Origin of the sequence: Spirulina sp. CS-785/01 (genome assembly GCF_028330525.1) — a bacterium.
Classification (GTDB): Bacteria; Cyanobacteriota; Cyanobacteriia; order Cyanobacteriales; family Spirulinaceae; genus JAQMSD01.
This window is the reverse complement of sequence record NZ_JAQMSD010000183.1, coordinates 14,797-39,283: the sequence shown is the minus strand read 5'-3', so window position 1 is coordinate 39,283 and position 24,487 is coordinate 14,797. Positions and strand designations below refer to the sequence as shown.

Here is a 24,487-nt window from a genome sequence, read left to right as displayed (position 1 = left end):
GTCTATACCCGCACCGCCTTTCCCGAACAATGGGCAAAGACGCAAAATAACTTAGCCAATGCCTACCTATACCGCATCCGGGGAGAGCGAGCCGAGAACCTCGAACAGGCGATCGCTGCCTACGATGCCGCCTTAGAAGTCCGTACCCGCACCGCCTTTCCCGAACAATGGGCAATGACGCAAAATAACTTAGGCAATGCCTACAGAAACCGCATCCGGGGAGAGCGTGCCGAGAACCTCGAACGGGCGATCGCTGCCTACGATGCCGCTTTAGAAGTCCGTACCCGCACCGCCTTTCCCGAACAATGGGCAGAGACGCAAAATAACTTAGCCATTGCCTACTCTGACCGCATCCGGGGAGAGCGTGCCGAGAACCTCGAACAGGCGATCGCTGCCTTAGAAGCCGCCTTAGAAGTCTATACCCCCACCGCCTTTCCCGAACAATGGGCAATGACGCAAAATAACTTAGCCATTGCCTACAGAGAGCGCATCCGGGGAGAGCGTGCCGAGAACCTCGAACGGGCGATCGCTGCCTACGAAGCCGCCTTAGAAGTCCGTACCCGCACCGCCTTTCCCCAAGATTGGGCAACGACGCAAAATAACTTAGCGGCTGCCTACCTATACCGCATCCGGGGAGAGCGAGCCGAGAACCTCGAACAGGCGATCAAACTCTATCAAGAAGCCCTCCAAATCCGTACCCGCACCGCCTTTCCCCAAGAACACACCGAAACCCTCAATAACTTAGGCTTTACCTACCAAGCCCAATCCCAACACTACACCAGCAACCCCGAAAATAAACAAACCGCCCTAGAAAACGCCTACAACACCTTTGAACAAGCCCTAGATGTGGTGGAATACCTGCGAGGGGAAATCACCTCTGGAGACGAAGTAAAACGCAAACTCAATGAAGAATGGAACAGACTCTATCGGGGGATGGTAGAAGTCTGCCTAGAACTGCAAAACTACACCGCCGCCATTGAATACACAGACCGCAGCAAAGCCCGCAACCTCGTTGAACTCATCGCCACCCGTGACGCTTACTCCCAAGGAGAAATCCCCCCCGAAATCCGTCAACGTCTGCAACAACTCAGTGAAGAAATTGACCAAGAAAACCGTCGCCTCCAACAAGACCCTGACCCCGACTACAGCCACATTGAGCAACTGCGGCAAGAATTCCAAGCCAAGTCTCCCTATAAACCCTTGCCGTTTCAGCAAATGCAAGACCTACTCGATGAAGAAACCGCCATCCTCGAATGGTACATTATGCCCGATAAGTTCTTGGTGTTTACCCTCACCCGTCAAGCCCTTAAACACTGGACATCTTCCGAGGAAGATTTAGATCGACTCATCGACTGGGGAAACGACTACCTCCGCGACTACCGCACCGACAAAACCCAATGGCAAAACTGCCTCCCCCAACGCCTCGAAACCCTCTCCCAACTCCTCCACCTCCCAGAAATCCTAGATAACCTCTTTAAACAATTCCCCACCTGCAAAAAACTCATCCTCATCCCCCACCGCTACCTCCACCTTTTCCCCCTCCACGCCTTACCCATCCCCGTCCAACCCGTAGAGGATAGCATCCGCCCAATTCCCCCGAATACCCCAACCCCAGAGGGCGCAAGCATTGCGCCCCTACAGGATATCTTTGAAAACGGGGTGAGTTATGCCCCCAACTGCCAACTCCTACAACAAGCCCAAAAACGTCAATATCCCGACTTTAAAAACCTACTCGCCATCCAAAACCCCACCGATGACCTCATCGGGGCAGACCTCGAAATCGAAAACATCCGCACCCTTTTCCCCCAACGCAGCAGCCTCCAAAAAGGCAACGCTACCAAAACCAACTTCCTCAAAAAAGACTTCACCCAAACTCACCACCTCTACTTCTCCTGTCACGCCGCCTTTAACCCCGACTCCCCCTTCGACTCCGGCCTCCGCCTCGCCGATGACATCCTCACCCTAGAAACCATCATCGCCTCCCTCAACCTCAGCCAATGCAGCCTCGTCACCCTCTCCGCCTGCGAAACCGGACAAGTCGCCCTTGATGACACCGATGAATATATCAGCCTCTCCAGTGGCTTCATCCTCGCAGGCAGTCCCTCCGTCCTCGTCAGCCAATGGTCAGTCAATCAAATTTCTACTGCCCTCCTCCTGATTAAAACCTACGAACTCCTGCAACAACACCCCGGCAAACTGGCCATTGCCCTCAAAGCTGCCCAAACATGGCTACGAGAAACCACTGTCACAGGGTTTCACCAATGGTCGCAAACTTCCCCCCTCCTCACAGACCATTGGCGCAAACAACTACAAACATTTTTTCAACAGATGGGGGACAATGAACAAGAGGGATGGAACAACCAACCCTACCAGTCCCCCTACCATTGGGCGGCCTTTTGTATTGTTGGACAAGGAGAACAAAAAATGGCTAGTGATGCCGATAAAATCCAAGCCTTTATCACCCTGATACAAGAAAACCCCGATAATATCTTTGCAGACCATTGGCAGAGTTTAAACGACCTACAAAGCCAACTCGGTGACGACGACGAAAAAAACGCGGCAGCCTTAGAAAAATGGCTAGAAGAACGCTCCCTACTCCAACAAGCCTACAACGAGAAATTAAACGCCGCATCCCCCGATAATCCCCTCCTGGGGGCAACCGGAGAAAAAGGCATAGGGGGAAGTAAAGCTAAACCCAACACCCCTAGTCCTTCTCTACCGGAATTAATCGAAAACATCAGCAAAAAGAACACCCCTCCCCCCTCCTCTCACCAACAAAACCCCAATCAATCCTAAGCATTGCCGTTATCCCCTCTTACAACCTATCCATGACTCAATCCACCCCACCCTCCATTAACTTCAATAATCTTTTAGAAAGTGAAAAACGTCGTAAAGAAATTGCTACCCATATTGCAGAAGCTCATGAAGAATATAAACAAGGAAAAACGCAGAAAGTTACGGTTGATAAATTAATGGCAGACCTAGAGCAATAAACTGATTGTAAGCATTCAGGTAATTCTCCCTAGCTCCCTCCTCTCACCAACAAACCCCCAATCAATCCTAAATATTGCCGTTATCCCCTCTTACAACCTACCCATGACTCAATCTACCCCACCCTCCTCCCAATTTCACCAAGTTTTAGAACTCACAGAAACGTTATCAAACTCGGAACAAAAATTATTAATAGAAATCCTGCAAAACCGCTTAAATGAACAGCATAACCCGTACATCCCAAAACATCGCATCGCACCAGACGCGATCGCAGGTAAAGGAAAAACATTAGGAGATTTAGTGAGTCCCATTGTGGACGAAGAGGATTGGGAATGCTTGAAATAATGGTACTCGATACGCATATTTGGTTTTGGTTGATGACTCAAGAATTTGAGCGATTTCCCGATCACTGGCGAGAAAAAATTGATACTGCTCAAACAGTGGGTGTTTCTCCCTTGTCTTGTTATGAGATTGCCTTAGCTCATCAACGAAGGCGACTCGAATTACCTTGTGCTGCCAATGAATGGTTTAAACAAGCATTAGACCCTGCTGGAATTTGCTTACTTCCTTTAACATCAGAAATTACTTTTAAAGCAGTCAAGTTATCTCCTATTCACAGAGATCCATTTGACCGTATGATCATGGCAACTGCATTAGAATATCATGCTAATCTAGCCAGTATTGATAAAAAAATAGCTCAATATCCAGAAGTTCAAAGTCTTTTACTGCAACCTTAAAAACATGATTATTCATGCTTCAAGAGACATTCCTTCCCTTTTAGAAGAATTGTAATAAATCCTAGATTGGATACTACCACCGTGAGAAATCTAACTCTAACCCTCTACGCTTTCCACCTGCAACAAACCCTAGCAGATATCCCAACGGAGGCCAGTCCAGAAGCAGAGCAACTCTGGGAGAGTATCACCCAACTGGGAAACTCTCTCCCTTTCCCTGAATTCCAAAATCTCAAAGCTCATTTAATTTCTTATACTTCCCAACAGGAAAGTTATACTTATACTCCCCAACCCGAAAATAATCTCTTTAATGAATGGTTAACCCATGATGGGGATGCAATTGAATTAACTCCCTTTCTCACCCGTGCCGGGTTTAAACTAGCGGGAAATATACAACCTTTTCGTCTCCATGATAGCTATTTTGTGGACATTACGCTACAGCCTGAAATTCCTGATTTGGAGATTACACTTAATCAATTTTTAGCTTTTCAACCGTCCACTTTAATTGAACAAGTTAAGGCAGATTTAGGGAAAATATTAATGGTGTATGGGGAGTGGGAAGGGGAAACGGCACAACAACGCTCAGAAGCAGCAAAATGGGTTAATACGTTCTGTCCCAATTCCCAATTTATGGGGGAGTTGGTTTTATTTAATTGTCCTTTTTTCCTGTTTGAAGCTGATAATTTAACAATTCTTATTTCTCTCGCAAAACCGCAACAATTGGATTTAGAACAAGCTGATAATAATTATTCTTGGTTGCGGGAGTTATTCTGGACTCAAAAAAAGATTATTTCTAATTACCAAGAAGCGCGTAATTGCTATTACATTGCAAGAAGCATTTACAGTAAATTAGAGCAAGAAATTCAAAGATTCTATTCTCTCTCGTTTCGCAATTCACAAGAGCGTCTGTCTGAGCTTGATACACTCCTCAAAAAAATTCCTCTTGATTGGTTGGAGTATCAAGTTAATTTACGAGACTTACAGGCTCATTATACCACAATTGAGGTTAATTACAATAACTTTCAAACCTGTTTACAAAAATTACTAGATTCAGGAAATCAGTTGGAACTGTGGTCAAGGTTTGCCGAAGAGAAATGTCCCCAGTATTTAACCCAATTAAAAACCCATCAAACTTATTTACAATCGGGACAAGATTTGTTTAGCCATCTGATTAATACCATTAGAGCAACGGCAGAGGTAGAACAAGCTCAAAATGAAAAAGCCTTACAAAATCATATCCAAGCAGTGGGGATTGGCATTACAGCAGGGACAATTGTTGCTTCTAGTTCGGGTTTGATGACTCAACCTAAGACAGAGAAAGCTGAAATATTCGGCCTTTCTTTACATCCTTTAGCTTGGGCTTTAATCTTCAGTGTAATCTGTGCGGTGGGGTCTTGGGGGTTGGCAGAAAAATTGCTGAAAAAGTTGTGAACTCCCCAACACCACGGAATCCCCCCACCAAGTCACCGTCAGTCTTAGCGGGCAGGATGCCTGCACTACTAGCGGGACTAGGCTAAAATAGAGCATTCTAAACTTGTCGCCCACCTCCATCACCCAAGCTCAGACAATCCCTTAATATGGAAACTATGCCGAATCCATCGCCAACTGTAACTCAAAACACCTATGGCCGTTTCTTCCACCTCGACATCCGACTCTAAAAACATTACTCCGACCAGTGATTGGCGACTTTTTTTACGACTTGTTCCCTATGCGCGTCGCAATGGGACGCTGTTTTTCTTCTCTCTGGCGTTACTGCTGCCTGTGTCTATTGCTGGAGTGGTACAACCGTTAATTGTGGGACAGGCCATTTCTCTGTTTCGCAATGAACCCACTTGGGCGATTTTGGATGGGTTAGCCTTGGGGGAAGGGATTAATCTCTTGATCAAAATTCTCTTGGGGACTATTGTGGTGCGCTTACTCTTTGTCTCTCTCCAAGGGTACTTAGTGCAGCGTGTGGGGCAAGAAATTACTGCCGGGATTCGGGATGATTTATTTAACCATGTTTTAGCTCTGTCTTCTCGCTTCTTTGACCGGACTCCCGTGGGACGGTTGGTGACGCGCATTACTTCCGATGTGGAAGCGTTGGGGGATGTGTTTGCTACAGGCGCGATCGGGATTCTCAGTGATGTTGTTTATATTATTGTTATTATCGTTACGATTTTCAGCTTGCAATGGCAACTGGCCACCCTGTTAGTCTTACTGCTGATTCCCGTTTCTGCACTGATTATTTATTTTCAACAGCAATATCGCAAAGCCAACTATGCTGCGAGGGAGGAACTGTCTAAATTAAACTCCATGTTAGCCGAGAATATTTCCGGCATTAACATTGTGCAACTGTTTCGCCGGGAAGGATTTAATGCAGAGATGTTTCGCAAGGTGAATGGTCGCTATCGGGATGAGATCGATAAAACCATTTTTCACGATTCGGCGGTCTCTGCGACTTTAGAATGGATTGCCTTAATTGCGATCGCAGGGGTACTCTGGTTAGGCGGCTTCCTCGTCCTCCGCGACAGTCTCACCTTTGGCGTTCTCTCCTCCTTCATCCTCTACGCCCAACGACTCTTTGACCCCCTCCGCCGCTTCGCTGAGAAGTTTACCATGTTCCAATCCGGCTTTACCGCCGTAGAACGCATCAGCGAGTTACTCGACGAACCCATCGACATTCAAGACCCCTCCAAAGAAGGCCACCAAGAAAGTCTCGCCCAAGCTACTCTAAAATCAACCTCTCAACCCGGAGAAATTCGTTTTGAGAATGTCTCCTTTGGCTATAAACCCAATGAATATGTCCTCAAAAACCTCAACTTCCACATTAAACCTGGTGAAAAAATCGCCCTAGTCGGACCAACCGGGGCCGGAAAAAGTTCCATTATTCGCCTCCTCTGTCGTCTCTACGACCCCAGCGAAGGGAAAGTTTTTGTCGATGGAGTAGAAATTCGTGACCTCCCCCAAGCGGAACTCCGTCGTCATGTCGGGGTTATACTCCAAGAGAGTTTCCTCTTTGCCGGAGATGTGAAGCGCAACATCACCCTCGGTGAAGATTATAGTGTCGCAGCCGTCCAAGAAGCCGCCAAAGCCACCAATATTGACGGCTTTATTAACCAACTCCCCCAAGGGTACGACACCCAACTGCGGGAACGGGGAACCAACTTATCCGGCGGCCAAAAACAACTCTTAGCCTTTGCCAGAGTTGCCATTCGAGACCCCCGTATTTTAGTCCTAGACGAAGCAACCGCCAGTTTAGACGTAGTAACCGAACGGTTAGTCCAAGATGCCTTAGATCATCTATTAGCCGATCGCACTGCCATTATTATCGCCCACCGTCTCTCCACCATCCGCAATGTTGACCGCATTTTAGTCTTGAAACAAGGGGAGTTAGTGGAGTCCGGGAGTCATGAGGAACTCTTAGCCCAAGAGGGACTCTATGCCAGTCTCTACCAGTTACAGATGTTGGGAACGGAGGATGGATAATGGAGAATGGACAATGGAGAATGGATAATTAATCAGTATGATGGCAACAATTTCTTTGCCTCAGATGGGGTGTGGGACATGGGCTTGGGGAAATCGACTCCTTTGGGGGTATGATCCCCAGATGGATGAGGAGTTACAAGCGGTGTTTAATCTCTGTGTCCAAAATGGGGTAACGTTGTTTGATACCGGGGACTCTTATGGGACGGGCCGCCTTAATGGACGCAGTGAACAACTGTTGGGACAGTTTGCCCAAGGGTATCAAGGGGAAAATCAGGATAATATTTGTATTGCGACAAAATTGGCGGCCTATCCTTGGCGACTGACACGGGGGGCCATGGTGTCTGCTGGTCGCAAGTCGGCCCAACGGTTGGGGCGAAATGTAGATTTAGTCCAGATGCACTGGTCAACGGCCAATTATGCCCCCTGGCAAGAATGGCGACTGTTGGACGGGTTGGGGGACTTATACGAGATGGGAGAAGTGCGGGGGGTGGGACTCTCGAATTATGGGCCGAAGCGGTTAAGGCAAATTTATCAGAAGTTTCAAGACCGTAATATTCCCATTACTAGCTTACAAGTCCAATATTCGCTCTTATCAACGTATCCGGTGACGGAGTTAGGGATAAAAGAAGTCTGTGATGAATTGGGGATTCAATTAATTGCCTATAGTCCCCTTTGTTTAGGGTTATTAACGGGGAAATATCAGGAAAAGGGGAAATTTCCCCAAGGGATACGGGGGTTATTATTTCGTTATTTATTACCGAGGGTCAAACCTGTTCTTAATACGTTAGAAGCGATCGCTGCAAGTCGAGAGAAAACTATGGCACAAGTCGCGCTGAATTGGTGTATTTGTAAGGGGGTGAGTCCCATTCCGGGGGCAAAAAGTTTAGACCAAGCAAAACAAAATTTAGGGGCGTTAGGATGGTGGTTAGATGCGGGAGAGGTGGAAGAATTAGACCGATCTACGACTAAGTTAGAGGCGAAAATGGTGCAGAATATTTTTCAAACGACTTAGGGGTTTTGTTGAATATGCCTTGGGTGAAAACTCAAGGCGTAATCTGGAATCCGGTTGGTAAAATGCCCTTTGGGTTTTAATCCAAGGCTAAGAGCTTAAACCCGTCGAAAACGGGTTAAGAGACTAATGAGAAACTTAAAAGTCTAGCCGTTACATTTTTAGGGGTTAAAGAAGCTCGCTTGCGAAATTATATGCAATTCGCTTGATTTGTATTAAATCAATTTATTGTCAGCCCTAAAGGGGTTAATACGAACTTATATAGATAAAAAATATTGAAGTGATGATCGCCAAATTAATCGTTGATTTTTTTTCAAAATGGGTTGAGATTAATGGGTTTGGGACGGTAATGATAGTATTATTTTAACACCAAGTCGTTCTTGAGTGAATCGACAATTTTTTGGGTAAAAATAGGGTGTCGAACTCTATGTTTTACCTGATTCGTCCTCTGCTATAGCGTAAAGTTCCCGTGGGGCTTCTCAACTTCTAGCTAAAATCTCCAATCTAAGCTAATCTGTATGTTTGTGAGTTATTTTGTCAAATTGTAGGAGGCTTGTTTTGGAACGGACTTTTATTATGATTAAGCCCGACGGGGTGAACCGGGGTTTAGTCGGTGAAATCATCCGACGCTTTGAACATAAAGGGTTTAAATTGGTCGGCATGAAAATGATGTCAGTCCCGCGAGAACTAGCGGAGAAGCATTATGATGCCCTGAGAGAACGTTCCTTTTTTCCTGGGTTAATTGAATTTATCACCTCTGCACCTGTGATCGCTATGGTTTGGGAAGGGGAAAATATTGTCACTTTCTCGCGGAAGTTAATCGGGGTGACTGATCCCGGTACGGCTGATCCCGGTACGATTCGCGGGGATTACGGGATGACTATGGGACGGAATTTGATTCATGGGTCCGATGCCATTGAAACTGCCCAGCGTGAAATTCACCTTTGGTTTAATGAGGAAGATTTAGTGGATTGGCACGCGGTTAATCATCCTTGGTTATATGAGTAGGGGAATGGCTGGATAGGATTCCCATAATATAGGGGCGCAAGCATTGCGCCCCGACGGAGAAACGAGGTTGAAAGCCTACCCCTTTTCAGGAGGGGATGTGCTTCGATGAATGCCCCTAAAATTGCTTTAAAAAGCGGGCATCGCTGTTATAAAGACGGCGAATGTCGTCCATTTCGTGTAATACCATGGCAAAGCGTTCTACGCCTAATCCGGCGGCAAATCCGGTGTAGGTTTCTGGGTCATAGCCGACGGCTTTAAGGACGTTGGGGTCCACCATGCCACAGCCTAGGACTTCTAACCATTTCCCTTGCCATTGCACATCTACTTCGGCGGAGGGTTCGGTGAAGGGGAAGTAACTGGCCCGGAAGCGCATGGGGAGGTCTTCTCCGAACATTTGCCGCACAAATTCTTTTAAGGTCCCTTTTAAGTCGGTGAAGGTTAATCCTTGGTCGATGGCGAGGAGTTCGACTTGGTGGAAGACGGCGGAGTGGGTGGAATCTACGGTATCTCGCCGATAGACGCGACCGGGGGCGATGACTCGAATGGGGGGGTCATGCTGTTCCATGTAGCGAATTTGTACGGAGGAGGTATGGGTTCGCAGGAGGTTGCCGTCGGGGAGGTAGAAGGTGTCTTGCATATCCCGGGCCGGATGGTCGGGGGGGGTGTTGAGGGCTTCAAAGTTGTAGTAGTCGCTTTCCATTTCTGGCCCTTCGGCGACGGTGTAGCCGAGGCCAATAAAGATTTCGGTTACACGGTCGATGATGCTGTTGAGGGGGTGGATATGACCCAAGGGACGACTCACCCCTGGCATGGTGACATCTAGGGTTTCGGCGGCGAGTTGGGCTTGTAGTTGGGCGGTTTCGAGGTTGTCTCGGCTTTGGTCGAGTTGGGTTTGGATGGTTTCTTTGATTTGATTAGCGATCGCACCAATTCGCGGTCTTTCTTCGGCGCTGAGTTTTCCCATCCCCCGGAGAATTTGCGAGAGTTGCCCTTTTTTACCGAGATATTGCACTCGGAGTTGTTCTAGGGTGTCTAGGTCTTGGGCAGATGCGATCGCATCGCCGGCTTGGGTTTTCAGTTCGGTCAGTCGCGCTTCGATCTCACTCATGAAGGGTTTTTAATCGTTCGTTGGCGTTGTTGTTGAATATCTCTAGTGTACCGAGGATTGGGGGCCAATCTGCGGTCTCTCCACTCAGGAGAGGCGGAATTTTTTCTCTGGACTCAGGAGGAGGTAGGGCCAGGAGAAGAAAGGGAAATATCACACCCCAAAGACACCACAATATCAAAACTAAAACAACTGCCTTGGCCCACCTGACTGGTGACATTGATTTTCCCGCCCATCATTTCCACGAAACGACGACTAATGGAGAGTCCTAACCCCGTCCCCAGTTCGGCATTCCGACCACTTTGGGTTTGTTCGTAGGGTTGAAATAATAAATCAATTTCTTCTGGTGCAATGCCTGGGCCTGTGTCTTCTACTTCAAAATATAACCGTTGTTGCTGGTCTGGGGTCGGGAAGGGGTCGCCGCGAATAGCGACTGTGACTGAACCTTGGTCTGTGAATTTGATCCCATTGCCGATTAAGTTAATTAAAACTTGTCGCAGTTTGACGGCATCGGTGGTGATGACTGCGGGCAAATTGGGGTCTAAGATAAACTTTAGGTCGATCCCTTTTTGTTCTGCATTAATATAAAAAATATCTTGTAAGGCTTGCACTAAGTCGGTCAGTTTGATTTGACTCGGATTGAGGCTTATTTTACCAGCTTCGATTTTGGATAAATGCAGCACATTATTGATTAGGGTGATGAGGCTTTCACTACTCCGATAAATAGTTTTAAGATATTTTTTGTGATCAATGACTTTCTGCTGATTTTCGGCAGTTATCAGGATTTTTGCTAATCCAATAACGGCAGTGAGAGAGTTGCGAATTTCGTGATTCATATAAGCTAAAAGCTCACTTTTTGATTTAGATGCTGTGGCGGCAATAGATTCGGCTTTTTTTCTTTCTTGAATTTCTAGTTGTAATTTTTTATTTTGAGCTTCGACTTGTTTTTTCTGTTCTTGTAACTCTTGATACAGCTTTTTAATTTTTAGTTGATTTTCTAACCGGAGAATGACTTCTAAGGCTTGAAATGGCTTGGTTATATAATCTACTCCTCCCACTTGAAAGGCAGTTGTTTTGTCAAGGGGATCATCTAACGCACTCAAGAAAATAACAGGAATTTCTCTGGTGTTTGGTTTTGCTTTTAGTTGTTGACAAATTGTAAAACCGTCAAGTTGAGGCATTCTAATATCTAGTAAAATTAGATCAGGACAAATTTGTTCGACAGTATGTAAGGCAGATCCTGCATCAGAAATAAGATGGACTTGATAACCATGGTTGTGTAAAATTCTGGCTAAATAATCCAAGTTTTCTGGCAGGTCATCAATGACGATAACTTGACCTTTATATTTACGCTGTTTGGTAGGTTGGATAATCATTACTATTAAGCCTCAATGGTTTACACAAGGGAATTTTTTTTATAACTAGACTGCTTGTTGATTAATCAAGATTTGTGAAAAAGAATGGGGCTACAAAAAATATATAAAAAGGTAGTTTTAGCGTATAAAATATGCCAATCATTATATCCCCTGAGCTTCGTTTTGAGTTTTGTGTTATCCTTTCGCCTAGCCTCCTGAACGGGATTCGTCAATTAGTAACTGTGTATGCTCTTGGTATGCCCTTTGTATGCCCAATTTGTATTAACCAAAGATTGTTTTTCGTGATAAAGTGTTATTGGTCAGGTATAAGGTGTTATTCGTTATACAGCAAATTGTTATACAGCAAATTGTTATACAGCAAATTGTAATAGAGAAAAATTAGAGAAATTGTAATAGAGCAAATTGTAATAAATAGAGAAAGTATAATAGAGTAATGCGTGATGCAAAAATCATTGCCATTTTAATTTTATCTTTTTTGGGCTTGATGTTTTATTCATAATCTTTATGTTTGCTTAAAAAATATAACTGAATTGTAAATACTGTCAAAATATGTGAAACTTTGTAAAAGTTTGGACTATATCATGATACAGTTATACATAGAGTAGCGTAGTGTAACGAAATACATCCTCAAAATAGATCAGGAGAGAAAAGGGGCTGAAATCAGCATTTCATCAGGTTAGAAAGAGTTGACAGTCCCCTAGCTAAAGGCGAGGGGTTTGACTGGAAATCTTGATCAATTAGGAATATAGGCAGCGATCGCAAGCAATCTTCTCCGTTATAACCGCCTTGAAGACAGATAGCAAGGCTCATCGAGAGAATAGCATTTTTAATTCTAGGAAGAAAAGACTTAGGACACCCAGCATCCTTGACATTAACCCCCTTAACCGTCAAAGACTCCCCAGTGGTTGCAGCGTATCCTAAACCGTTGGAGATTTCTCCCTCATCTGTCCTAGGATAGTGATAAGCCTCCTTGTTAAGAGGAAAAGATTTTCGAGTACACTAACCCATAACCCCATCCGTCCAGACAAACACACAATGACTGATTTTCCCATAGGTCATATTCTAATCGGTGGAGACTGTCCCCCGTCTCTATACAGCCTCTTAACCCAACATCAATACCAAGTCACCCTCGCTCAAACCCCTCAAGCGGTCTGGGACTGGGTAAAATTCACCTCTGGAGCAACCCACCCCGACTATATCTTTCTCTCCCCCCAGGTCCAAGACATGGACAGTTATACCCTCTGTCAACGCCTCAAAACCCACCCCGACAGTCAAACCCTCCCCGTCTTATTTCTGTCCGACACCCTAGACTCCCTCAACCGTCAAAAACTCTTTCAAGTGGGAGGAAATGGTTACTTGCTCCCCCCCTTTTTCGCCGAAGAAATTCTCACCTACCTCAAACAACTGCAACCCTCCCCCGATCATAACTCCATCCTCCAACACAACTATGCCCGCTTTAACGCCCTGCTGCAAGGCTTTCCCGACCTCCTCATTCGCATGGATGCAAGCGGGACTTATCGAGATATCGTCCACAGTGGGAACATTGCCCTCTACAAACCGGATCAAGTGCAACAAGGCTCTAACCTCTACGACATCTTACCGCAGCCCCTCGCCGAGAAACGGATGGAAGCCACCCGAACCGCCTTAGCCAGCCAAGAAATTCAAGTGTATGGACAGGAAATCCTCATTGACGGGGAAACCCATTACGAAGAAGTGCGAGTGATTCCCTGTGATAGTCAAGAAGTATTATTTATTGTCCGAGATATCACTCAACGCAAACGAGCCGAACTCGCCCTAGAAGCCAGCGAACGGCGCAATAACGCCATCCTTAATTCCATCCCCGACCTCATGTTTCGCGTCAACCGCCAAGGGGGGTATCTAGGTTACGTCCGCACCAACACCATGATCGACCTATTCCCCCCAGATTTTAACCCCATCGGGCGACATCTGCGGGAATTTCTCCCCGAATATCCCGAAGTCTGTCAAAAACAACTCGATGCCCTGCAACAAGTCCTAGACACCGGAGAAATGGTCAGTTATGAACAGCGACTAGACATCAACAGTTATTTCCAGTACGAAGAAGTGCGCGTAGTGCAAAGTGGAGAAGACGAAGTGCTGTTTATGGTTCGGGATATCAGCGATCGCAAACGGGCCGAACTCGCCCTAGAAGCCAGCGAACGGCGCAACCGGGCCATCCTCAACGCCATCCCCGACCTCATGTTTCGCCTCAACCGCCAAGGCTTTTATCTCAGCTACGTCCATTCTAACGCCATGACCGAACTGGTTTCCCCCAACATGAATCTAGTGGGGCGGCATATCAGCGAATTTCTCCCTGAATACCCCGAAGTCTGTCAAAAACAACTCAATGCCCTGCAACAAGTCCTAGACACCGGAGAAATGGTCAGTTATGAACAACAACTACAGATCAACGGGAGTCTCCAGTATGAAGAAGTGCGCGTAGTCCAAAGCGGAGAAGATGAAGCACTGTTTATGATCCGAGATATCACTCAACGCAAACGGGCCGAACTCGCCCTAGAAGCCAGCGAACAGCGCAATAACGCCATCCTTAATGCCATCCCCGACCTCATGTTTCGCGTCAACGCCCAAGGCATCTACATGGGCTACATCCGCACCAACGCCATGACCGACCTCCTCCCCTCCGACTTTAACCCCATCGGTCAACATCTGCGGGAATTTCTCCCCCCCGACACCTACCAACGACACATCAACGCCATTCAGAAAGTCCTCGCAACCGGAGAAATGGTTCTCTACGAACAACAAAACGAAATTAACGGCAAACTGCAATACGAAGAAGTGCGCGTCGTCAAAAGTTCCGAAACAGAAGTCCTCTTTATGATCCGGGATATCACCCAACGGAAAAGAGACGAATTTGAACTCCGTCAACAAGCCCTCATCTTTAATAGTATGAACGATGGAGTCATTGTCACCGACCTAGAGGGCAAAATCACCGACTGGAATTTAGGGGCCGAAAAAATGTTTGGCTACAGCAAAGCAGAAGTCCTCGGCCAAACCCCAGAAATCATCCACGAACCCCATCTGGCCAAACTCATGACCGAAAAAGTACGAGAGGGACTCGAACAACAAGGCCATTGGTCCGGGGAATTCATTTTTATTCGTAAAGACGGCACAAAAGGCATTTCAGACACCTCCGTTTTGCCCCTCTATGATGTCCAAGGCAAAATGATCGCCACCGTCGGCGTAAATCATAACATCACCGAACGCAAACAAGCCGAAGAACAGTTACGAGAACAAGAAGAACGCCTCCGCACCCTCGGAGATAACATTGATAAAGGGTTAATTTATCAAATGGTCCGGGCCCCCAATGGAGAGTATTATTTTTCCTATATTAGTGCCGGAATTGAACGACTGGTGGGCTTGCAACCAGAAGACATACTAGAGGATGCAACCCGACTCTTTAATTTAATCATCGAAGAAGATCGACAGTTAAACGAGCAACTCACCGAAGAATCTTGGCGGCATTTAACCCCCTACCAAATGCAGATGCGCAAACGCACCCCAAGCGGGAACTTACAATGGTCTCATGTGCGCTCTATGCCCCGTCGGTTGCCCGATGGACGGACGGTTTGGGATGGCCTAGAGGTGGATATTACGGAACTGAAACGGACGGAAATGCAGTTACGGGAGAGTCAAGAACGGTTCCGTCGCGCTTTTGATGATGCGGCCACCGGGATGGCCTTAGTGTCCACGGAGGGACGGTTATTACAAGTAAACCAGTCTATGTTGGAAATCTTGGGCTATAGTGAGGCGGAGTTACTCAATTTAACCTTTGCTGAAATTACCTATGCTGAAGATCGAGAGGGGGATGTTGCTTTACTAGAGCAAATGTTAGCGGGAGACCTACGCACCTATCAACGGTTAAAACGCTATGTTCACCAGTCAGGGCGGATTATTTGGGGATTGTTGAATGTGTCCTTGGTACGGGATGAACAGGAGACTCCTCTCTATTTTGTCTCTCAGATTCAGGATATTACCTCTCTGAAACAGACTCAAGAGCGACTGCAAGGGGTGGCTGAGAATATTCCGGGGGTCATTTATACTATGAAGCTATTGCCTACGGGAGAATGGCGTTTTGAGTATATTAGTGAGGAATGTGAGCGATTATTTGGTGTTTCCCCCGCAGCGGCCTATGAGGATAGTTCGGTGCTAATTGAGAGTATTCATGAGGCAGATAAACCCCATTATAGGGAGGCTTTGCAGCAGTCTATTGACTATTTACAACCCTTTTCCCATGAATGGCGACAACTGCGGCCATCGGGGGAATTTGTCTGGGTGTTGGGGAATGCGCGGCCTGTGCAACGGGAAAATGGGGAGATGATTTGGCATGGGGTGGTGTTGGATATTACCTCTCTCAAGGAAGCGGAAGTGCAACTGCAACAAGCGAAGGAGGAGGCAGAGGCGGCCAACCGGGCGAAAAGTACCTTTTTGGCGAATATGAGTCATGAGTTACGATCGCCCCTTAATGCCATTTTAGGGTTTGCCCAGGTGTTATCGGGCAGTGAGAATTTAAACCCGTCCCAACAGGATAATTTGAATATTATTGAGAGTAGTGGGGAACATTTGTTAGGACTGATTAATGATATTCTTGATCTCTCCAAAATTGAAGCCGGACAGATGACGTTAGTACCGGAAGTGTTTAATTTGCCTCGTCTGTTAACGGAAGTGGAGAAGATGTATCGCTTGAAAGCGCAGGAGAAGGATTTACGGTTTATTTGTCAGGTTGGGGATGATTTGCCGATTTCTGTAGAATGCGATCGCTTGAAATTACGGCAAATTCTCATTAATCTCCTCAGTAATGCCATTAAGTTTACCCCCCAAGGGGAAATTACCCTAGAGAGTTACTTGCTTTCTCAAAACGAACAAGAAGCGCGAATTGGCTTTATCGTCAAAGATACAGGAGTCGGTATTGCCCCAGAAGAATTACAGGATTTATTTAATCCCTTTGTCCAAACCGAGGCCGGAATTCACTCCAAACAGGGAACGGGGTTAGGGTTAGCCATTACCCAGCGATATGTAGAGTTTTTAGGGGGAACAATTACCGTTGACTCGCAAGTGGGAAAAGGAACAAGTTTTCAATTTGAGATTCAGGTCATCCCCTTAGAAACTGAACTAGAGGAGGAGGAATTGGTCACTCGTGAGGTGGTGGGGTTAGCTCCCGATCAACCGGAATACCGCTTATTAATTGTCGATGATCAAACCGTGAATCGTCAACTCCTGAAACAAATTTTAGACCCCTTGGGGTTTGTCACAAAAGAGGCAGAAAATGGAGAGGAGGCCGTTACCCTATGGGAAAGTTGGCAACCCCATTTAATCTGGATGGATATGCGAATGCCTGTGATGGATGGATATGAGGCAACCCAGTCCATTCGGACACGGGAAAAAGAGCAACAAACCTCCCCCACTCCCATCTTAGCGTTAACCGCTAGTGCCTTTGATGATCAGCGAGATATTGCCTTAGATGCAGGGTGTCATGATTTTGTCAGTAAACCTTTTCGCATTCCCATTATTTTAGATAAATTAGAGCAATATTTAAAAGTTCGGTATCGTTACGCAGCAGAAGACACTCAACCCGACGAAGATGTGGGGGCTGAGGAGGAGGAAGGTTCACAAGTTATAGAACTGTCCCCGGACTGGAAAAACGCAGTTTCTGAGGCTTGTTTAGCTTTAGATCCCTTTGCAATTGAAGATTTATTAGAAGAAATGCCAGCGAACCAAGAGAAGTTAAAACAACAACTGAAAGGCTATGTTAATAATTTTGCCTATGATAAGATTTTGCAGATTTTAGAATAATTTTTAAGGGTTACGTTTTTTTTGATTAATTAACACACTTTTTCAGCAAACCCTAACTATACCCCATCTTCTCCAACATTGCTTGATTATATTGTAAAAATAATGTCTCTAACTCATCCGTCCAATAGTCCCGCCAATCACTTTTTTTACGCACCCATCGTCCATCCTTGCGGGCAATTTCCTCACGGGAGGGTAATACTTCGGACTGAAGGGGAACACCCAAAAAACTAGACAACGGCTCTAACGCTGTTGTATAATCTGTAGAAAGGTCTTCATATCTTAATAACAGCGTATTGGGACGATTCCAAGGCGACCAGGCTTGAACATGATTGCCCCAAGTTCCAAAACGATGTTGTCCCGCAATAATGGCTTCTAATGGGGCTGATTGATTATAAAATAACCACATAGAAACACAGGCCACTCGTCCATCCCGAACAACGTAAATGGCAGGTTGTTCGTTGGGGGGATATTCATGGGTTTTAAAGAGGGGGACTTGTTCCGGAAAATCAATCGTTCCGTCCCCATTCCATTCAATATGTCCCACCTGTTGTTCTAAGGTTTTATTATTGCCTAAATCTTGCGGATAAACGCTACCACTGTAGAGACCAAAACAGGAAAATAAGAGAGTTCGTAGTAGCGTATTTCCTGAACGCGGCCAAGATGCAAGCCAAATCATAATTTAATTAAAAATTTCCATTGAAAAAGCACTTGGGAGTCTTGCCATGTTTCGACCCCAAGTGCTTTTTCTCACTCTTTCCTCACACCTGACTAAAGCATAGCGCGAAATCGGTCATTGTCAAGCGTTAGGCCAAACTTTTTCAAGGTTTCTTAACTTTTTAGCCGTTATCCCGGAGTTGGGCGGTGGTAACGGTGACGGTGAGGGTTCTCTCCCCCCGTCGGACTTTGAAGTTGAGTCGCTTGCCGATGCCACTTTGTTCGACAATATTTTGAATCTCAACCCCGGTTTTCACGCGCTGTCCATTAATTTCGAGGATCACATCCCCCCGTCGGAGTCCGGAGGTTTCTGCGGGGGTGTTGGGGAGGACTCGCCAGACGAAAATCCCTTCAACTTCGGGGACTCTCATGCTGGAGTTGGGGTCTTGGTTATTGCGTCGGGCAATGTCGGGGGTTAAATCCCGCATTTCAATGCCGACGTAGGGGTGAGGGACTTCGCGGCCTGCGGCTAGGGTGTCTTTCAGGTCTTTGGCCTTGTTAATGGGGATAGCAAAGCCAATTCCGGTGGCATTGCGACGGATGGCGGTATTAATGCCGATGACTTCTCCTCGGTCATTTAAGAGGGGGCCGCCGGAGTTACCGGGGTTAATGGCCGCATCGGTTTGCAGGAAGTTGAGGCGTTTATCGGGGATGCCGACTTGGGCGGAGGGTCGGTCGAGGGTGCTGATAATGCCGAGGGTGACGGTATTATTGAGACCCCCAGGACTCCCCACGGCGATGGCCCAGTCGCCCACTTCTAAGGCATCGGAGTTACCGAGGGGGGCAACGGGTAAGTTACTCACGGCCTCGGCAATTTTGACCACGGCTAAATCGGTTACGGGGTCTGTTCCTAATACCGTTGCGTCGTATTCCCGTCCATCGGGTAGGGTGACGGAGACTTCTTCGGCCCGACTGACCACATGGGCATTGGTGAGGATGAGGCCATTTTGGTCAATAATAAACCCTGATCCTTGTCCTTCGACGCGGCGTTCTTGGGGAAATCGTTGTAAAAAGCGATCGCCAAAAAAGTCCCGAAAGAAGGGGTCTTCTAACATGGAGGGGAGTTGGGTGGAGACGGTGGTGGCGGTATCAATACGGACAACCGCCGGCCCAGTTCGCGCGATCGCGCTAGAGACAAAACTTTGCCGTCTCTGTCTCGGACTCCCATCTTGGGCGAGTTGAAAAGACGGTTCAGCGTGAGGGGGAGTGGTTAGGGCAACCGCTTGAGAGGAGGAAACCCGCAGACTGGAAAAGGCCAGCATCACCCCCACCACCAAAGCCAATAAATGAGTTACCAATTTTCGCATAAGTTTAAACCAACGCATTGTATAAACGCGACTGTTGTAGAGGGTTCTTTGTTCACTGTACCGAATTTCTGGCCTCCCGAAGATTGCTGTGGGGGTCCCACCCCGCTAAACCCCACTACAGGGAATCATTAACCGCCTCAATCTCAGCAATATTCTGCACTACTTGTTCAATGGTTGCAGCCTGCTGTTGAGTCGCTTGGGAGATTTCTTGGGAATTGCGGGTGACATCATCCACCGATTGGCGCATTCGTTCTAGGGTGTCTAGGGTTTCGGTGGCAATGCGGTTACTGGCCGTAACTCGTTTTGTGCCACCTTCTGCTGTGCCTAACATGGCTTTAATGGCCTCTCGAATGGTCCCCAATTGTTGATTAATCTGTTCAACGGATTCTCGACTCCGATCTGCCAATTTGCGAATTTCCGCCGCCACCACGGAAAACCCTTTCCCTTGTTCTCCGGCTCGCACGGCTTCCACTGCGGCGTTTAAGGCTAACATATTAGTCTGGCTGGCTAATTCATTGACGAGATCGGTAATCGTGCCGATTTGCCGAGTATTATCGTTGAGTTGCTCCATTTGTTCGGCAATTTGACTCACCGTGCCTTCGAGTTGCTGCATTTGTTTTTGGGTTTGCGCGATCGCACCCACACCCTCCTCCACCCAATTTAAAGTCTCCTGGGAAATATCCGTAGCAGACTGAGAAAACTCCGCCACTTGTCGGGCCCCTCCCCGTAACTCCTCCAGTTGTTGAAAAACCGATTGAATTAACTCCCGTTTACGAGTTTCCTGTTGCAAAGCGCGACTTTGACTATCCAACAAATCCGCCTTCTGTTCCATTTCCTGTTGCAGTTGTTCATTTTGGACAACCGTTTGACTGGTTAATGGGCGTAAAACCAAGAAAATGATCACAGTTCCCACCCCACTTAACCCAATAATAATGACCACTAACTGCCAAATTTGCTGTTGGAGGGGTTGATAAAGTTCTTGCTTATCCATAGCCACCGCTAACCCCCAATCACTATTCTCAATGGGCGTAAAAGCAATCACCTGGTCTGCCTCCGGTAAGGTCAATAACCCGCTTTCCCCAGCAATAGCCTGTTCTAACGCCTGTTCTAACGCCTCACTGGGGCTGAGTCCTCCCCCCCGTAAGTTAAATAATACGTCAATCGTGCCACCCGTTTGAGCAGCCAACACCATTTCCCCGGTGTCCCCCAATTCCCTGTAATCTTGCACAATGTCCTGTAATTCTCCGACACTATACAGGACAATATCCGTCCCCACTCGGTCCTTTTGGGGATTAAGAATAGGCGCACCGACAACAATATAATCATTGCCATTTAGGGTTATAAACTGGGGAGAGGTGGCGGTTTCGCGGTTGGGCCCAGGGATAGGAAAAACACGAGGGGGAATTTCGACTCCTAGATTCACTCGCGGTTGTTGATTCCGGTCTAAGCGGGTAATCCCGGCCATAGCTTCCGATTTGGTTAAGGCATCTCGGAGAATCCCTTGACTGACTTGTACAAATTCGGCTAACTCAACCTCCCCCTGATTAAAGGCTTCTAACTGTTGTCGGGCCCGGGTGCGACTGGTCACTTGTTCGGTGACATCTTGGGCTTTGGAGAGATATTGTTCAACGACTAATTTACGGGTACTCGCAGAGAAAGTCAGGCTTTGGTCTTCGGCTTTGCGGAGTTCTTGATACAGGGGCCAAACGGCAACTAAAGCCACGATGGCACTAATCACTAAAATACCGATGCTGGACGACAGGAGAAGGATGTTTTGTAAGCGTTTCGTGTGTGTGTTGGGCTTGGGAGTCGAATCAGTCATGGGGGGGTGTTTTAACGTGCTGTTGCTGCCAGACTTGCCGCATAAATTGATTTAAAACCGTTCCGGGAGTCTGGACAGGTTCGGCCTTAGTCGGGAGTTCGGTGAGGAGGGGGAGGACTTCTGTATCTAAAGCGGGGCGAAAGGCATCGCTATACCAGACAATATCGGCCCCTTCCCGTAAGTCCGTGAGATGATCGGGGGTTTTGAGGCACAAAGGCCGCACCCAACACATCTGTCGTTCACGGATGTCTTGTACGACTTCGGCATAGAGATAGGTCTGTTTGTATTCTAAACAAACTATTTGTTGCGGTTGAAAAGGGACTGCGCGTTTTTGACTCATGATCGGTTCACCTAACCCATTAACATCCGAAACCCCTTGACAAATATTAGATTATGGTGTAGCCGCTTCGATTTCTGGGGTGAGGCATTCTCGGAAGCGGATCACATCATTGCGAGGATCGGCGGTGCTGACTTGGACTTCAATGCGATCGCCCAATTCCACGGACCGATTGAGACGATGGGGCAGTTCTAACCCCAATTCCTCCAATAAAATTAAACAGAGATTATCGTCTTCTCGCAACCAACGCAGGACAATGGCTTGCCAGACCTCATTGGGATGGCGACGCAGGTATTCTAAGCCCCAGTAGCGGTTGGTTTGTCGTTCTACGAGGGTGGCCTCTTGGGAGGCCGAGGTGACACTAAAGACGATTGCTTGTAATTCATCGGCATTGAGGGGTAACTCTTCTCCCCGCAGATGGGCTTTAATTTGAAAATGGGTTAAGAGGTCGGTATAGCGGCGAATGGGAGAGGTGACTTGGGTATAGACATCTAACCCTAACCCCGCGTGTCGAACGGGGGTGATACTCATTTCACTGCGGGGCATACAGCGACGCATGGCGCAAAAACGAACGGGCCCTGGGGGGAGGAGGAGTAATTCTTCTTCGGGGGGGAGTTCCGGTTGGGGTTGGCCGCGGAAGGGGAGGGGGAGATTTTGGTCTTGGGCATAGCGGCCTGTGACTTCTCCACAGAGGATCATCATTTCGGCGACTAATTCACGGGAGGTGGAGTCGTCTAGGAGTTCAATGGCGATTTCTTCCTCATTTTTAACTTTAATTTGTGCTTCGGGCATATGGATATTAATAGCCCCTTGAGACTTGCGCCATTGACTGCGGAGTTGGGCGGCGTGGGCGAGTTCTGCCAGTTCGGGTTCGGCTTGTACGCCTAACTCTAGCATTTCGTCCACATCATCGTAGGTGAGGCGGTAGGTGGGTTTAATTTGGGTGGCTTGGATGGTGTAATCTTCAATGGCCCCGGTTTCATCTAAGACTACGCCAAAACTAAGGGCATAACAGACTTGTCCTTGAATGAGACTCATGGGGCCCGTGGCCAGTTCTTTGGGGAACATGGGGATCATTCCCGTGGGGAGGTATAAACTGGTACTGCGGCGACGGGCTTCTAGGTCTAATTCATCTCCGAGATCAAGTAAGCGTGTGGGGTCTGCAATATGAACCCAGAGTTTCACCCGTCCATGGTCGAGATACTCTACACTGAGGCCGTCGTCTATTTCTTGGGTACTTTCATCATCAACGGTATAGACCTTTAAATGGGTGAGGTCTAGGCGGATATCTTGTTCGATCTCCGAAGTGGGGGTGTTTAGACGAGACTGCGCCACATCAAGTACCTTTTGGGGAAACTGCAAGGGATAGGAACTGCGCCGAAGAAAGAGATTTTCGTGATTTGACCAACACCCCAATTCGACTAAAAGGTCAAAAGCAGCCTGGGCCGTAGGGGGACGGTTTAAGGCTTCGAGAATTTCTTGGGCGGCCCGGTGATTGGTTTCGGGTTGGAGAACCAGTCGTTCGAGAGATTCTAAACGACTGCGATCGCTTTCTTGCCATTCTACAGAGTCTTGAGCCAAAGCCTGTTGAACTCGTTCAAAAAAGGCTTGTTTTTCTTGTTCCCGTTGTTCTTCGACGGCCAACTGGTGTTTGATTTCTTCCACTTGGCTTTGGGGACGAGGTTCGTACTTATCCCCTTTTTTCTTAAAATATATTTTATCTTCTACCAGCAATAGATGGGCCGCATAACAGACCGAGGGACTCTCATCGGAGTAGAGGAGTTGGGCTAAACTCTCCGGTGTGACCGCTTCTCCGTCTTCGACCAATAATTCCCAAGCCACTTCAAGGTTTGAGGCATCGAGATAAGGGTCAAGGGCCTCACGGAATTTCGGGAGATCAGAAGGTTCATAGTCCCCTGTAATGGCATATTCGACGCGCTGCGGTTTGAGACTATGGGATTGTCCCCTCTCATCCACAAATATCCAGTTTTTCTTGCCTTCGGGACGCTCTGCAACAGCTAAACGACGTTCCCCTTGGAGTCTAAATTCAATCAGTGTTCCTTTGTCCACCAGCCCTACGTTTCTCCCCTAAACGTTTACATGACGCTCTAGACGTTTCGATCCTATCCTGACATTTTCTGAACCCCAAAGGCAATGTTTTTTAAGGAGGAAATCCCGTCTGACGATGCAAGAAGTCCGAAGTTTTCCTTGCTCAGTCCTCTGGCCGTCGGGAAGTGAAGAAATCTTATCTCCTCCAGAAAGACAGCAACACAGTACATATATTCTCAAGTGAGGGCTATTTTTGGAAAAATGTAAAGTGTAAAAGCTCTCACCCTTCTCAACTCCGCCCAACTAGCTAAACAGACAGCACAAGTGGCTTTTTCAAGTAAGAAAGACCATCAATGGTGCTACAGTAACTTGTCCTATTGTAGCTAAGTCCTCTGAGCTTCTATCTTGTTGGTCTATTAACCCGTTTTAACGGGTTTAAGTGGGTCAAAACTGTCCATCAGGGGACGGTTGAGGAAAGTTTAGAAGCCAGTTAGTAGGGTCTAAACGCAACGGGGAGAGGCAACCACAAAGACACAAAGATCAGGACACAAAGATTGGGGGTTCTCTCTCTAATTCGCTTCATAAAATCTGCATTTTGTCAAGGGGTTGAAAGAGAAAAGAATTGTAGCGATTGTCTTGAATGTCAAGGGGAGTAAAAAGAAAAAGAAACAGGAAAGGAGACAAGACAAAAGGTGAACTCAACTCAAGTAGGGCAGAGTTCTATCAAGGAAAAAACAT

The 24,487-nt window shown here is 47.1% G+C and carries 16 protein-coding genes; 9 read left to right on the top strand and 7 right to left on the bottom strand.

Annotation, left to right across the window (positions count from 1 at the left end; translation table 11 throughout):
* The 8 genes from PN462_RS12105 to ndk all read left to right on the top strand — a co-directional run.
* On the top strand, nt 1-2,796 hold a 2,796-nt coding region (locus tag PN462_RS12105; protein ID WP_272128496.1), incomplete at its 5' end, for a CHAT domain-containing protein.
* A 32-nt stretch (nt 2,797-2,828) separates the two neighbouring features.
* Complete coding sequence (locus tag PN462_RS12100) at nt 2,829-2,993, top strand: hypothetical protein (protein ID WP_272128495.1); 165 nt, start codon at nt 2,829-2,831, stop codon at nt 2,991-2,993.
* Between the two features lie 103 nt (nt 2,994-3,096).
* The gene (locus tag PN462_RS12095) at nt 3,097-3,336 is read left to right on the top strand and encodes a hypothetical protein (protein ID WP_272128494.1); all 240 of its coding nucleotides are present in this window, start codon (nt 3,097-3,099) and stop codon (nt 3,334-3,336) included.
* On the top strand, nt 3,324-3,728 hold the full coding sequence (locus tag PN462_RS12090; protein ID WP_443029154.1) for a type II toxin-antitoxin system VapC family toxin: 405 nt from the start codon (nt 3,324-3,326) through the stop codon (nt 3,726-3,728). Before PN462_RS12095 ends, PN462_RS12090 begins: the two co-directional genes overlap by 13 nt.
* A gap of 66 nt (nt 3,729-3,794) precedes the next feature.
* Complete coding sequence (locus PN462_RS12085; RefSeq protein WP_272128492.1) at nt 3,795-5,156, top strand: hypothetical protein; 1,362 nt, start codon at nt 3,795-3,797, stop codon at nt 5,154-5,156.
* A gap of 192 nt (nt 5,157-5,348) precedes the next feature.
* Nucleotides 5,349-7,193: an ABC transporter ATP-binding protein gene (locus tag PN462_RS12080; RefSeq protein WP_272128491.1), complete on the top strand. Its 1,845-nt coding sequence runs from the start codon at nt 5,349-5,351 to the stop codon at nt 7,191-7,193.
* Nucleotides 7,194-7,230: 37 nt separating this feature from the next.
* Nucleotides 7,231-8,205 (top strand): aldo/keto reductase, encoded by a 975-nt coding sequence (locus tag PN462_RS12075; RefSeq protein WP_272128490.1) that lies wholly within the window; start codon nt 7,231-7,233, stop codon nt 8,203-8,205.
* Between the two features lie 555 nt (nt 8,206-8,760).
* On the top strand, nt 8,761-9,210 hold the full coding sequence (gene ndk / locus PN462_RS12070) for a nucleoside-diphosphate kinase (RefSeq protein WP_272128489.1): 450 nt from the start codon (nt 8,761-8,763) through the stop codon (nt 9,208-9,210).
* Nucleotides 9,211-9,325: 115 nt separating this feature from the next.
* Here ndk and pheS read toward each other — a convergent pair whose 3' ends face one another.
* Both pheS and PN462_RS12060 read right to left on the bottom strand, forming a co-directional pair.
* The gene (gene pheS, locus PN462_RS12065; protein WP_272128488.1) at nt 9,326-10,318 is read right to left on the bottom strand and encodes a phenylalanine--tRNA ligase subunit alpha; all 993 of its coding nucleotides are present in this window, start codon (nt 10,316-10,318) and stop codon (nt 9,326-9,328) included.
* Nucleotides 10,319-10,431: 113 nt separating this feature from the next.
* Complete coding sequence (locus PN462_RS12060; protein ID WP_272128487.1) at nt 10,432-11,691, bottom strand: ATP-binding response regulator; 1,260 nt, start codon at nt 11,689-11,691, stop codon at nt 10,432-10,434.
* Between the two features lie 1,035 nt (nt 11,692-12,726).
* Here PN462_RS12060 and PN462_RS12055 point away from each other — a divergent pair.
* Complete coding sequence (locus PN462_RS12055) at nt 12,727-17,520, top strand: PAS domain S-box protein (RefSeq protein ID WP_272128486.1); 4,794 nt, start codon at nt 12,727-12,729, stop codon at nt 17,518-17,520.
* Between the two features lie 52 nt (nt 17,521-17,572).
* On the opposite strand, the gene PN462_RS12050 is transcribed toward PN462_RS12055, so the two are convergent.
* The 5 genes from PN462_RS12050 to PN462_RS12030 all read right to left on the bottom strand — a co-directional run bounded on the left by PN462_RS12050 (nt 17,573) and on the right by PN462_RS12030 (nt 23,770).
* Nucleotides 17,573-18,196 (bottom strand): sulfotransferase domain-containing protein, encoded by a 624-nt coding sequence (locus PN462_RS12050; RefSeq protein ID WP_272128485.1) that lies wholly within the window; start codon nt 18,194-18,196, stop codon nt 17,573-17,575.
* A 160-nt stretch (nt 18,197-18,356) separates the two neighbouring features.
* Entirely contained in the window at nt 18,357-19,559 is a 1,203-nt protein-coding gene (locus tag PN462_RS12045; protein WP_443029153.1) for an HhoA/HhoB/HtrA family serine endopeptidase, read from the bottom strand.
* Between the two features lie 97 nt (nt 19,560-19,656).
* On the bottom strand, nt 19,657-21,363 hold the full coding sequence (locus tag PN462_RS12040; protein WP_272128483.1) for a methyl-accepting chemotaxis protein: 1,707 nt from the start codon (nt 21,361-21,363) through the stop codon (nt 19,657-19,659).
* Nucleotides 21,356-21,703: a hypothetical protein gene (locus PN462_RS12035; RefSeq protein WP_272128482.1), complete on the bottom strand. Its 348-nt coding sequence runs from the start codon at nt 21,701-21,703 to the stop codon at nt 21,356-21,358. The genes PN462_RS12040 and PN462_RS12035 overlap by 8 nt, the downstream gene beginning before the upstream one ends.
* Nucleotides 21,704-21,754: 51 nt before the next feature.
* Nucleotides 21,755-23,770: a ribonuclease catalytic domain-containing protein gene (locus tag PN462_RS12030; protein WP_272128481.1), complete on the bottom strand. Its 2,016-nt coding sequence runs from the start codon at nt 23,768-23,770 to the stop codon at nt 21,755-21,757.
* Between the last annotated feature and the right edge of the window lie 717 nt (nt 23,771-24,487).

What these genes read in the sequence shown, in the direction of transcription:
- PN462_RS12045 (WP_443029153.1), bottom strand. Translation starts at nt 19,559, where the DNA reads ATGCGTTGGTTTAAACTTATGCGAAAATTGGTAACTCATTTATTGGCT.
- PN462_RS12050 (WP_272128485.1), bottom strand. Translation starts at nt 18,196, where the DNA reads ATGATTTGGCTTGCATCTTGGCCGCGTTCAGGAAATACGCTACTACGA.
- PN462_RS12060 (WP_272128487.1), bottom strand. Translation starts at nt 11,691, where the DNA reads ATGATTATCCAACCTACCAAACAGCGTAAATATAAAGGTCAAGTTATC.
- PN462_RS12100 (WP_272128495.1), top strand. Translation starts at nt 2,829, where the DNA reads ATGACTCAATCCACCCCACCCTCCATTAACTTCAATAATCTTTTAGAA.
- PN462_RS12075 (WP_272128490.1), top strand. Translation starts at nt 7,231, where the DNA reads ATGATGGCAACAATTTCTTTGCCTCAGATGGGGTGTGGGACATGGGCT.
- PN462_RS12040 (WP_272128483.1), bottom strand. Translation starts at nt 21,363, where the DNA reads ATGACTGATTCGACTCCCAAGCCCAACACACACACGAAACGCTTACAA.
- pheS (WP_272128488.1), bottom strand. Translation starts at nt 10,318, where the DNA reads ATGAGTGAGATCGAAGCGCGACTGACCGAACTGAAAACCCAAGCCGGC.
- PN462_RS12095 (WP_272128494.1), top strand. Translation starts at nt 3,097, where the DNA reads ATGACTCAATCTACCCCACCCTCCTCCCAATTTCACCAAGTTTTAGAA.
- PN462_RS12080 (WP_272128491.1), top strand. Translation starts at nt 5,349, where the DNA reads ATGGCCGTTTCTTCCACCTCGACATCCGACTCTAAAAACATTACTCCG.
- PN462_RS12055 (WP_272128486.1), top strand. Translation starts at nt 12,727, where the DNA reads ATGACTGATTTTCCCATAGGTCATATTCTAATCGGTGGAGACTGTCCC.
- PN462_RS12035 (WP_272128482.1), bottom strand. Translation starts at nt 21,703, where the DNA reads ATGAGTCAAAAACGCGCAGTCCCTTTTCAACCGCAACAAATAGTTTGT.
- PN462_RS12090 (WP_443029154.1), top strand. Translation starts at nt 3,324, where the DNA reads ATGCTTGAAATAATGGTACTCGATACGCATATTTGGTTTTGGTTGATG.